Genomic DNA, 11,997 nt, shown 5'->3' on the forward strand with positions numbered 1-11,997 from the left:
CATCCATATAGGGCTAGCCTTTGACAGAGCCTTGTGAAAGCCCTGCGATAAAATATTTTTGCAAAAGTAAAAACATCGTGACCATTGGCAGCATCGCAATGAGTGCAGCTGCCCCAACGAGCTGAAGCTGATGCTGATTTTGACCAAAAAAATGGGATAAGGCGACTGTGAGTGTATGCATCTCTTTATCTTGCAAAAAGAAGATAGCAAATTGATAGTCGTTCCAAATATACACGCAGGCAATGATTAATACAGAAGCGGTAATGGGCTTCAGAAGCGGAAAAACGACTGTGAAAAAAACTCTGAGTGTCCCTGCTCCATCAATACGGGCAGCTTCTTCAAGCTCCTTTGGAATTGTCGACCGGATAAAGCCTGCGTATAAGAAAATTGTCAGCGGCAAAAAAGCAGCCACATTATTTAAAATAGCAATTTGATAGGTATTCATCATCCCGATTTGAACGACCATTTTATAGAGCGGGACAAGGGCTGTAAGCGGTGGAATGACCATAATGGCAATAAATAAAACATAGACTGCTTTATTCAGCTTTGTGTTCCTTCTTGCAAGCGGATAGGCTGCAAGAGATCCAAAGATAATGAGCAATACAGCGGAACTGAACGTAATGATCACTGTATTCAAAAAGGACTGGCCAAGCTGAGCCTCTGTCCATGCTGTGCGGAAGTTTTCAAGATGCAGTGCTTTCGGAAACAGCCATTTTGAACTGAAATCTCCTATCCCCTTTAATGATGTTGTCACCAAAATATAAAATGGAATGAGGTGCAGCAATGTGATCAATAGTGCGAGGACGGAGTACCATCTTTTCTTGCGTTTATAGGCGTTATCCATCACACCTCGGTCTCCTTTCGTTTGAAATAAATCAGCGCTGCGACACTAATGACAAGGATGATGACCGCCATGAACACCCCTTGCGTCGCTGCATAGCCTGCATCCTGACGTTTGAAATACAGATCATACATAAAGGTCGACATGGATTGCGAGGAATCTCCAGGTCCGCCGCCCGTGAGTGCCACAATGACATCAAAGAGCTTGAGCCCGCCAATGACATTCAGCACAACATTAATGGTGATCGACGGCATAAGCAGTGGCAATGTAATCCGCCTGAATTGCTGGAGGCTCGATGCGCCGTCTAATTGCGCCGCTTCATAATAATCCTTAGGAATACTTTGAAGTCCTGCTAGATAAATGATCATTGCAATCCCCACAAATTGATATGTGTTGACAAGCACAATGATCCATGTGTTTAATTCCGCATTGCCGAGCGCATTTATGTGATCGAATCCAAAAAGCGTCACCACATCATTTAAGGCACCGCCTTGGTAAGCAAACACAAAATACCAAATATAGCCCATCGCAATCGGGCTGATCATGACAGGTAAATAGATGACCGTTCTTGTGATGGCTTTCATCTTTAAGCTTTGATTTAATAAAAGAGCATATCCAAGTCCGATGATATTTTGCAAGATGGTGCTCCCAATTCCATAGAGAAGCGTGTTTTTGACAACAAGCCATGTCGCTTGATCCTGAAGCAGTCTTTGATATTGCTCAAGACCAATCCATTGATAAGTTTGTGAGAAACCGTTCCAATTCGTAAAAGAAAGCTGAATGCCGTTCAAAAAAGGATAAATGATAAAGGTACTGACGACGAGAACAGCTGGCATGTACATCCACCAAAGTGAGGAATTCTGTTGTTTTTGCATCTTTTCTTTTGGTAAAGAGGTGAATGCGGCTGGCTGCTTTGCTTTTGTGATGTCATTCATTGGCTTCACTCCTGTTTTCAGCATCCATCAGCTATTGTTTTTTCAAACGCTTATATTCCTCTTCCATTTTCTTTGATAACTGTTCTGGTGTGATCGAGCCTGCTAATAATTCTTGACCGGTTGTTGCCATGACCGCCCACATTCCGCTTGGTAAGTATTTTCGATCGAAATACGGTTCAATCTTTACCTGTTCGTATTGATCGTAAAATGTAGAGTAATAGTTTTTCGCTTTCACTTGTTTTAGAGCTGTTTCAGAGGATGTGCCCTCTGCGATTTTTTTTGCGTTTTCAGGTTTTGCTAAAAAATCGATGAATTGTTTTGCTTCTTTTAGATGCTTAGAGCCTTTCCAAGCAGCAACAGTAAAACGTTCTCCGCCAATCCAGCTTTGTTCATCTGCTTTATGAATGGCTGGAACAGGCATCGTGCCTACTTTGATCGATGAATTCAGCTCTGTTGCTTCAGGTCCTAAGGATCCTCCGACAAAGGTGAAAGCGATTTTGTTTTGCGCCATGAGTTCAGGCGCTTGAGATAGTTTCGCTGTCAGGACATCCTTGTTTAAAAGGTCTTGATCCTTCAGATCTTTCATGAATTGTGCAAGCGGGGTATAGAGAGACCAATCAAATGATCCGTTTTCAAGTTCCTTTCCGTATTGATGCTTTTGATCGGTGATTAATAAAGGCGTCGCCAGCTCATCAAAGACTTGGGCAATATTTGAGTTATCTCCTCCTGGTATCCAGAGCGGCACAACATCTCCTTTACTCTTTTCTTTCACTGTCAGCAAAGCAGATTTTAATTCATCAAGTGTTCTAGGCACTTCTATGCCATATTCCTTTAATAGATTGGCATTAAAGCTAAGCCCGTCTTTTGCTTGATTCAGCGGATAAGCGTACACTTTCCCATCTTGGTCTTTTAAAATCTGGTCGAGTGAAGGATCAAGCTGTTTGACCCAATCCATCTCTTTTAAATCAGCCACATACTCGCTATAGCGCAGTTTGGCCCAGCCATGTGTATCAAACAGGTCTGGCATATCGTTTGCTCCCATTTTGACGCGGATCATATCTTCATAGCTGTTGCCTGGGAAATTAGCATCGATTCGAATCTGCTCATGCTCCTTCTCAAACTCGCGAATGACTTCTTCAAACGCTTTTCTTTCCCCGCTGTTGCTCATTGTTGAAAATAGCGTCAAGGTGACCTTTCCATTTGCTTCAGATGAGCTGTTATTACCGCAAGCAGACAAAATCATGGTCAAGAACATGGCAGCAGTCAGCAGCATGATTTTTTTATTCATGGTTTCCTCCTTTTAATCACTGAAAATTCAGACGATAATTGGTAGAATTCATGCAGTTGCGGAAACAAAGGAAGTCCATTATACTGGAATTCTATTCTTTTCTAAGAGATAAGAGAGCATACCGGCAGGCTGCATTGTTCTTAGCATGATCTGGCCATCATGCTAAGCAGCTTGCTTTCTGCTTTTTTGTCTCTTTTTTGTTTGCTGAAATCTATGGTTCACCCCCTTTCATGGATGAGACATGTACTGCCTCGCTCGATGAGTGTTGTTGGCACGACGACTTTTAGAGGAAGTTTTCTTCCGTTTATTCTCTCAAGCAAAAGTTTCAGACCGACTTCCCCCATTTCTTCTGTATATACTTTGACGGTCGTAAGCGGCGGACTTGAAAATGACGCGGCTTCAATGTCATTAAACCCAACAATGGATACATCTGAAGGTACGTGTAGACCGGCTTCATGCAGAGCGCGCATTGCGCCGATTGCCATAGAGTCACTTCCAATGAAAAAGGCTTGCGGCAGTTTTCCCTTTTTGATCGCTTGCTGCATAAGCGTATAACCTTCTTGCATGGAGTATTCACCAATGTGGATGTCTTCCATATGAAGAGCGCCCGCCTCCTGCATTCTTTTCATAAACGTCGTTTGTCTTTCGTCCTCAATCACAGCATTACCTTCAAAATAATGCTCCCGCTCTTTCCCGCCAATATAGCCTAGATGTGTATAGCCGAGAGATTGCAGATGACGAATGGCGCGATCTGCCGCTCTGACAAAATCCACATGTACACAATCATACAAATCTTCATCCGCATAATGATTGATAAAAACAATGTGTTCCATTCGATTTGTCATTTTTTCAACCGTATCCGGGCTGATTCGTCCAATGACGATCAAGCCGTCAATATCTTTTAGCATCGCCCCTTTATCCATGCTTCTTAGGCGAAAGGTATGGAGAGTGGACAAGCCTTGTTTGGCATATTCTTTTTCAATTCCTTTTCGAATCGATGAAAAAAAGGGATCATTTAATTCTTCGTCAATGGATTGAGCGACAACGACACCGATGACTGGGGATTCAGATGGGCTTTTTTCTTCTGCTTGATCTGCTTTTCTTGCTCTCACTGGGGTATAGTTTAACTTCTTAGCAATGTCGAGGATGTTTTGTCTCGTTGCGTGTGAAACGGCAAGCGTTTGATCGCCATTTAACACACGGGATACAGTGGAAACGGACACTTTTGCATCATGAGCAATATCTTTGAGTGTGGTCATAGGCAAACTCCTCATCGTTATTTGACTAAATATTTACTAAAGATATTTGAAGGATAACACATAAATAAAGCGCTTTCAATTATGAATTTTTGATTTTTATTTTGTTTTTGGGTAAGTTTTGGTGAATAAATTGTGTTTTAGTAAAATTTGCGTCAAAAAGAGGATGGTTTTCATCCTCTCTTTTACTAACGTGATTCGATTGAGGCTGTTTCTTTTGCAAATATTTGCTTCATTCTTTCCCAAGCAGTGTCGAGTTCTTTATGAAGTCCAAATAAACCTGAGGTGCCGATGATGTAAATTTCATTTCCAGCCTCAGCAAGCAGCCGGAACGTGCTCTCATTACAAGAGCCGTCTACTTCAATTGAAAACGAGTATCCTCCGTGTTTTTTGATATCTCTCACCTGTTTAATTTTTTGAAGCATTTCTTTAATAAAAGGCTGCCCGGCAAAGCCTGGATCGATTGTCATGATCGTCACTCTGTCTATTAAATGAATAAAGGAATCTAATGCTGCAACTGGTGTGGCGGGATTTAGAACAAAGCCAACATCACATTTTCTTTGGTGAATATGCCGGATGATTCGAAAGGCATCTTTTTGCACGACTTCTGGGTGTAAACAAATCATCGTTGCGCCTGCATCAATACATGCATCGATTAAAAATTCCTGCGGATGTTCGGCCATTAGATGAACATCAATCGGTAAATTTGTCAGTTTCCGAAGCTGTTCAATGAAAAAGGGTGATAACGTCATATTCTTCACATAATGCCCATCCATCACGTCGACATGGTACCGGTCTGCTCTCGTGTTGAGAAGATGAATTTGTTCACGGAAGTGCGTTAGATCCATGCACATCAATGAAGGTGAAAAAACGGCTGTCATTCTCAGGCGCCTCCTTTTTACAGCTGAAATAAAAACTTGATCAATCCAATCAAGATTCCGATGATACCAAAGTCTGTATCTCCAAACGTTGTCCCTTCAAAGCCAAGGGCTCCTAACACAGGTAATAAACAGGCAGGTAAAAAGGAAAGAAGCAATCCATTTACAAAGGCCCCAGCGACAGCACCTCTTACCCCTCCTGTTGCATTGCCATACACGCCTGCTGTAGCACCGCAAAAAAAGTGCGGGACAAGTCCAGGGACAATGACAGTTAAACCAAACAAAGGTAAAAGAAAAATGGATACGATGCCTCCTGCAAAGCTGCATAAAAAACCGATAATGACCGCATTTGGCGCAAATGGAAAAACGGTTGGCGCATCAAGTGCCGGCTTTGCCCCCTTCACGAATCGATCGGCAATCCCTTTAAACGCAGGCACGATCTCGCCAATGGCCATCCGTACCCCTGCTAAAATAATGTACACACCAGCAGCAAACGTAATCGCTTGAATGAGAATGAAGACAGCGAAGTTCGTGCCACCGCTAATTTGTTCTATATAAGGAATTCCTGCAAACGGTGCAATGGCAAAGAACAGTAAAGCCATCGTAATCGAAATGGCAACAGATGTATCTCTTAGAAAACCGAGTGATTTAGGCACTTGAATGGTTTCCGTTGATTTTTCTGGAGATCCAACCCATTTGCCGATCATTCCCGCAGTAAAATAACCGAAAGTACTGAAGTGTCCGAGCGCGAGATCATTGCTTCCGGTGACTTTCCTCGTAAACGGCTGAAGGATTGCGGGTGCAATGACCATAGCTGCACCTAATATCATTGAGCCAGTGGAGATGAGCAGCCACCCGTGCATGCCGGCTGTCGAGAGAACGACGGCGAGCATCGCCGCCATATACAACGTGTGGTGACCAGTCAAAAAGACATATTTAAAGGGTGTAAATCTTGCAAGTAACAAATTGACCAGCATACCAAAAATCATGATAAGTGCTGTCTGTGTACCGAATTCCTTTTGAGCAATGGCGGCCATAGCATCTGTATTTGGGACAACCCCTTGAATGTGAAAGGCTGCTTCAAACATCTTTCGAAAAACCCCAAGTGAATCAGAGACGACTGTAGCGCCCGCCCCTAATATTAAGAAACCCATGGTTGTTTTCAAGGTGCCTGACACAGTGTCTGCAGCTGATTTTTTCTGCAAAAGTAAACCGGCTAGTGCAAACAAACCGATGAGAATGGCAGGTGTGCCCAATATATCGTTCATGATCAGTTCTATCATGATGTGAATCCCCCTTTTTCATGACTTAAATGTGTTGACGAAGGACGTCTTTAATGGCTTCCTGGTCTAACAAATTGTTTAAGCCAGCCACATTTCTTGTGCCGTCATTCAGCTGGTCAATAATATCAGCTGCTCCGATATAAAGGTCGGCTGGTTCATTTTTACTTGTACTGAGATCGGTATGATCCACTTCAGCTTTAAGACCTAATTCTTCTAAAGCTTTTTTGACATTCATTTCTACAATAAAGCTGCTTCCTAACCCGTTTCCACATACAACAAGAATTTTTTTCATTTTCTTACTCCCCCTTTATACTTGTGAAAATTGATCAATTAGTTTTTGAACCGATGCTAAATCTTCTGCTTCAATCAATTGTTTCGTGCGTTTCTCTTCACTTAACAGCATGGTCAGCTGTTTGAGTGCTTTCAAGTGGCTCATGCTGTCAATGGCAGCTAACACAATGACAAGCCGCACCTGCTTTTTTCCATCCTTTGAAAACGAAATGGGCTGTTTGAAGGACATGAGCGTCATGCTCAATTTGTTCACGCCATCCTCGGGCCTTGCATGTGGGATGGCCACTTGTGGTGCAATGACAATATAAGGACCATTTTGATGAACAGACTGTATCATGGCTTCTACATAACATGGTTTAATAGCATTTTGATCAAGTAAAGGCTGCGCCGCTTTTGTAATCGCCTCTTGCCATGTGTCTGCTGTTTGGTGGAGCTTGATGGTTTGTTCTGTTAATAAATCATTTAACACTGGGTTCCACCCTTTCTGATAGGATACATATGTGGGATGTAGCAGCTCCCGAATGTCATGAAGCAGTGCTTGTTTATTTTGTACGATGGTATGCTGCTGAATGATGTTGAATAAAGCGTTTACATGCTTCTCGTCAATCTTCGTTTCTGAGCCTTTTCCGTATTGAAGTAATGTTTTTTTCTCATAGGCAGTTAAAATAGGATGAACGAGATGAACTGGTTTTCCTTTAAACGAAATAGGTGTTGTGGACACAACGAAATTTGCATCAACTGCTGCTAATTCTTCATATGCACGCTTTGATAACAGTCCGCGTACTTCAATGTAGCCGATTAATTCGAGAAGCTGAGTTTTCAGCATGTTACTTGTGCCGATTCCTTCTCCGCAGACAATGTATACAGAACGCCTGGCAATGGATGAAATTCCTTCTCTTCTCATCCAGCTGCCAAAATGCATGGCGAGATATGCAATTTCATGGTCACTCAACTTTGAACAGGCCGCCTTTTCTAAATGACATGCAACTTTCTGAGTGATTTCAAACACTTCTGGCTGTGCTTTTTTTATAGAATCCGTCAGTTCGTTGATCATACTAATGTGATAGATGAGCCTGTAATAGGCTGGAATTAAATGCATTGTTAAGTTTTGCTCCAATGCTTTTGGTTCTTGAAAGGAAATACAAGCATATCGCTGAAAGTCAAATATCATTTGTCTGGCGATGGTGCGAATGAGATGTTCTTCTGGTTTTTTAATTGATGGAAGTTTTTGTTTTTTTGCACTGAGCCATAAGGTGCTAAGAAAATAGATCTCATCATCATGAACAATGAGACTGGCCTCTTTTTGAATCTGTGCCATGAAACGAATAGCCGCCAAGCATTCCTCTGTTTCCTGCAATGTTCGCTTTTCTTCGTTTGAAATGTGTACAGCATGCCCCAGCTTCATCCGCTTAAAGTAAAAAAAGAGATCCAAAGAGAGCTGATCCAGCATCTCATCTGCAAATTCAAGCTTAAGTTCTTGTTCTGACTGCTGGAGGAGATGGTGTACCCGTTTGGATGAAATAGGTCCCTTTAACCAAAACGACGGAAACGTTTTTTCGTTTTTTATCATGGTGCGAATGAAATGTATATAAGGTTTGAGTGCCAATCGAATGGCCCTTTCGTCTCCTGAAATGACATAGCCGCTTGCTGCCTGATAGCGGAGTGTGATCTCCTGCTTTGAGAGCGCTTCTTTTAGCTGTTTCATATCCTCGAGTAATGTATTTCGGCTCACCTTTGTCATCTTCATAAAATCATCTATTCTTAGGCAATGCTCGCTGCATGCAATGGTTAAAAGCAAGATAGCCCTTCGTTCCTTTACACATGGTTCATAATCGTGACCAACAAGAATGGTATCAGCTTTTTGAATAATGATTTCTTTTTCATGAGGATTTAAATAATAGCCACGTTGGCCTTTTCGCTGCACACCACTAAGCTGATGAGTTTCAAGCCAGCTGTTCATTCGCTTGATTTCAGCGTAAACGGTTCGAGTCGAAACGTTCATTCGATTCTGCAAATCTTCTATTGATAGATAAGATGTCGTATGAAGCAGCATAGATAGTAACGTCGTGCCCCTTTTGGTTAAGTACAGTTGGAATTCCTCCTTTCTTTCCCTTTGCTTATAAGTCTAATCAACTCACATGCATCAAAGAAGTCCAAATGTCTTCAGCACGTGCTGTGCAGCGATTGTGTGCTCTTTTCATAAAAAAAACACACCATTTGAGTGTGCTTTGAGGCTTGTATACTATTTGAGAACCAATAAACGCAAAAAACCTAGAATGGTATAGAGCCAGTCAAGGTTTTTTCATTTCTTATCATCTTTTATTTTTCTTATATGTGACGCTCAAAATTATTTTTTGTTTAAACTAAATCCGAAATCCAAATCGTTTTCAAATGAAATACAAATACACCAATCACCTTCTAAGGATATAAAGTAGTGGTGCTGTGGGATATCTAAAAAATAGACTAGTAACTCTTTTAAATGTTTTAATTCAAACTGGTACCCAAACTCTATAAGGTTATCCCCTATGTAAATTACTTGTAAGTTATTTGCTAAATATTTTTCTTTTAATTCAGTTATAAATAGAAGAGCATCAGGAAGTAACGATTCATTATTTGAGCTCTTACTATAATGTTTATTGGTTTATAACCAATCTATTTTTGAACCAGCAAAATCAAATTTTTGTTCTATTAAGTCTAAATAAATTTTTGGATTTGTATGTACTTTGACATATTTAAGAAGGTCTTTTAATTCCAAATCCTTTATTAGATCTTCATCATAAGAATTCAATAAAATTACCCCTTTTGTGTTTTTTAATGTCTTTATTGTCAAGATCTATAGGAATCGCTGTTTTGTCATTTTGTTGCAATCATTTCAGTGTACAATGCCATTGAAGCTTGCTGATCCGTCTCTGACAAAGCATATTTATCTTTCTTCAACAGCTGAGATCTAAAGAAGATGGAAATAAGATTGGTGGTTCATTGAGATTTTGTTCGAAAACTTGGAGCAAGAATTTTTTGATACGACTCACCTTCATGTATCTAGTATGAGGTCTAACCAGCATTGATTATGGACAATATAGGAGTAGTCTCTCTTGTAAACTTTCCAAGATTTCTACAGGCATTTCCCTGACCTTGATATCATCGCCTAGGAAAAGTAGCCAATTTGTTATTTCTTCTGAATGATTAACATCGATAAAAGTCTTTAAAATGGCTGTAGTTTGGTAAGGATTCGTATAAGAAATTGACATTTTGAAAGGATGGTATTTTTTGAACTGTGCAATTGCCTTTGGACCAAGTTCAAGGTCAAGGTTGATTACTTCCTCCTGCTTACTTAGTTTTTCTAAAATCTTTTTCCTGCTTAATCTATTTTTTGTAGAGCAAGGTTCAACATCTGTGAGGTTGTCGACAGGCAAAATCCGTTTCTTCTCTTCCTTTAAATCAAAGCCTTCAATCAGCCAAAGGCTTTTTTCACGATAAAGGTTCAAGAGGTAAATAGGATAGGACTTCATCACTTTCTCCTCTCTCATGGTAATCAGTAAATATCGATCCAAAATAAGCAGTTGGATTAATTTTTCTAACATGGGATGAGGGAGATCTGTCAAATCAAGCAGATCAGGATTATTCGGATTAGTCCCTTCAAATAGCAAGAGGCGATTTAACAGAACAAGGTCATCTTGCTGGGTTTCTGAGATGAGTCCTAGTAATTTTTCAGCTAAAGACTGGCGACTCTTTAAATAAGGGAGTTGTTGGTTTCTTGTGGCCATAAAGGCAATAAAAAGAGCTTTAATTTCATTATCGGTAAAACGAACAGTTGGCAGGACGGAATTGTTCATCACAAAATATCCCCCGTCCCTTCCGACTTCAGCGACAAGCGGCATCCCCATAGCTTCAATTTCTCTGATGTCTCTAATTGCTGTCGAACGAGAGATATGAAATTCTCTCATGATTTCAGAAATTGTAAAGTTGGCGCGGTTGTTAATATACCGCATGATGGTATTAATCCGTTCAACTTTTTTCATCTGATCCCCCTAAATAGTATCATTTTTTGACATGATTTAAGCCTATTATATATTTATCAAGTGAAAAGAAAAAACATTTGATCAATTTTTCAAAAGGAAGTGTTGAATATGGCAGATTATATATTAGAACAAAAAGACAGCTTTCACGTGTTAGGTATTGGAACTGAACTTAAGAGTCATTACACAGACTATGCGGGCATCACGAAGGAAAAAGCAGACTTTTGGCAAGCAGTCACAAAAGAAGGAAAGCTTGACACCTTAAAAGCCATTGCCTCAAATGACTATATTTTTATCGTAAACGAAGCGGTAAATAACAAGCTGATGCATTATGTCGGGGTCATGACAGAGGAATCGTTACCAGAAGCGGACAGAGTGATTCAATTTCCTAAAGGGGAATATCTAATCGTGAAAGGGGAAGCTAAAACCGCTGATGAATTGCATCAAACGCTTACTGGTATTGCATTTGGTCAAGTCTTGCCTGAAGCGAAGAATTTCGCTTATGTTGGTGGACCAAATGCAGTGGTAGAGATGGGGCAGCGAAACGACTTATTACTTGGTGAGATGTGGATTCCTGTTGTACGAAAATAAGAAGGATATGGAGGGATAGAAATGGCCTATATCGTTGATTTTAAAAATGTGTCTACGATTGGTTTAGAGTCTTCACCTGTAGCAGAAGCACTTGCTGGCTTACGAGCTAATGAGGCTCGTTACTTTATGAACAAATATAAGCATGAATTTACAGTATTGCCTGCTAGCGAAAGTCAGGATACCCTTGATTATGTGAACCGAGTGTTAAAAGAAGAACGTGAACTAGAGTTTGCAGCCAAACCTTTAGAAACGGCAAGTTTTCAAGTAGAAAATATCAAATGGACCTACGTCTTTTATGAGGATGGTCTTGCAATTAACGTCCTGTATACATTGGATGACCCGAAAAAACGTGCTGTTGGTTTTAAGCTTTCTGAAGGTATGGAAGTACCAAAGGAATTAGAAGGGAAATTTAAATTTGCTAGGCAGAAGTCTAAACTTGCTGGAACGATTCGTGGGTCATTTTTTAAAATTAAAGGGGAATATTGAACTCGAATTTGTGAATCTGATGAAACAAATAAATTAAAATTATTTCCCCCTTCTAAACAGAGCAGCATTCTCTATGCATTATTAGAGGATGTTTTTCTGTTTATTGTACCCACTTCCTTGATGGTACTATCA

The 11,997-nt window shown here is 40.5% G+C and carries 12 protein-coding genes; 2 read left to right on the forward strand and 10 right to left on the reverse strand.

Annotated features, from left to right (window positions below; genetic code table 11):
- Positions 1-13: 13 nt before the first annotated feature.
- From MHI08_RS09040 to MHI08_RS09085, 10 genes are all read right to left on the reverse strand, one after another.
- Complete coding sequence (locus MHI08_RS09040; RefSeq protein WP_024425187.1) at positions 14-844, reverse strand: carbohydrate ABC transporter permease; 831 nt, start codon at positions 842-844, stop codon at positions 14-16.
- A complete protein-coding gene (locus MHI08_RS09045; protein WP_056766894.1) occupies positions 844-1,776 on the reverse strand; it encodes a sugar ABC transporter permease in 933 nt (310 codons plus the stop codon). Before MHI08_RS09045 ends, MHI08_RS09040 begins: the two co-directional genes overlap by 1 nt.
- Positions 1,777-1,807: 31 nt before the next feature.
- Positions 1,808-3,064, reverse strand: coding sequence for an ABC transporter substrate-binding protein (locus MHI08_RS09050; protein ID WP_056766681.1), 1,257 nt, complete (start codon positions 3,062-3,064; stop codon positions 1,808-1,810).
- Positions 3,065-3,282: 218 nt separating this feature from the next.
- Positions 3,283-4,323 carry a LacI family DNA-binding transcriptional regulator gene (locus tag MHI08_RS09055; protein ID WP_025093198.1) on the reverse strand — a complete coding sequence of 347 codons (1,041 nt, stop codon included), beginning with the start codon at positions 4,321-4,323 and terminating at the stop codon, positions 3,283-3,285.
- Positions 4,324-4,508: 185 nt separating this feature from the next.
- Complete coding sequence (alsE, locus tag MHI08_RS09060; protein ID WP_024425190.1) at positions 4,509-5,201, reverse strand: D-allulose 6-phosphate 3-epimerase; 693 nt, start codon at positions 5,199-5,201, stop codon at positions 4,509-4,511.
- 17 nt (positions 5,202-5,218) lie between these two features.
- Positions 5,219-6,481 (reverse strand): PTS ascorbate transporter subunit IIC, encoded by a 1,263-nt coding sequence (locus MHI08_RS09065; protein WP_024425191.1) that lies wholly within the window; start codon positions 6,479-6,481, stop codon positions 5,219-5,221.
- Positions 6,482-6,506: 25 nt separating this feature from the next.
- A complete protein-coding gene (locus MHI08_RS09070; protein WP_056766683.1) occupies positions 6,507-6,773 on the reverse strand; it encodes a PTS sugar transporter subunit IIB in 267 nt (88 codons plus the stop codon).
- Positions 6,774-6,788: 15 nt separating this feature from the next.
- Positions 6,789-8,861, reverse strand: a complete 2,073-nt coding sequence (locus MHI08_RS09075; protein ID WP_156403020.1) for a BglG family transcription antiterminator — start codon at positions 8,859-8,861, stop codon at positions 6,789-6,791.
- A 552-nt stretch (positions 8,862-9,413) separates the two neighbouring features.
- Positions 9,414-9,560 (reverse strand): hypothetical protein, encoded by a 147-nt coding sequence (locus MHI08_RS09080; RefSeq protein WP_235566700.1) that lies wholly within the window; start codon positions 9,558-9,560, stop codon positions 9,414-9,416.
- A gap of 277 nt (positions 9,561-9,837) precedes the next feature.
- Positions 9,838-10,791 (reverse strand): HTH domain-containing protein, encoded by a 954-nt coding sequence (locus MHI08_RS09085; RefSeq protein WP_056766687.1) that lies wholly within the window; start codon positions 10,789-10,791, stop codon positions 9,838-9,840.
- 108 nt (positions 10,792-10,899) lie between these two features.
- On the opposite strand from MHI08_RS09085, the gene MHI08_RS09090 reads away from it, so the two are divergent.
- Complete coding sequence (locus tag MHI08_RS09090; protein WP_056766690.1) at positions 10,900-11,379, forward strand: GyrI-like domain-containing protein; 480 nt, start codon at positions 10,900-10,902, stop codon at positions 11,377-11,379.
- Between the two features lie 21 nt (positions 11,380-11,400).
- Positions 11,401-11,865, forward strand: coding sequence for a hypothetical protein (locus MHI08_RS09095; protein ID WP_034622069.1), 465 nt, complete (start codon positions 11,401-11,403; stop codon positions 11,863-11,865).
- The last annotated feature ends 132 nt before the right edge of the window (positions 11,866-11,997 follow it).

This window comes from Bacillus sp. FSL M7-0791 (assembly GCF_038627085.1).
GTDB lineage: Bacteria > Bacillota > Bacilli > Bacillales > Bacillaceae > Bacillus > Bacillus safensis.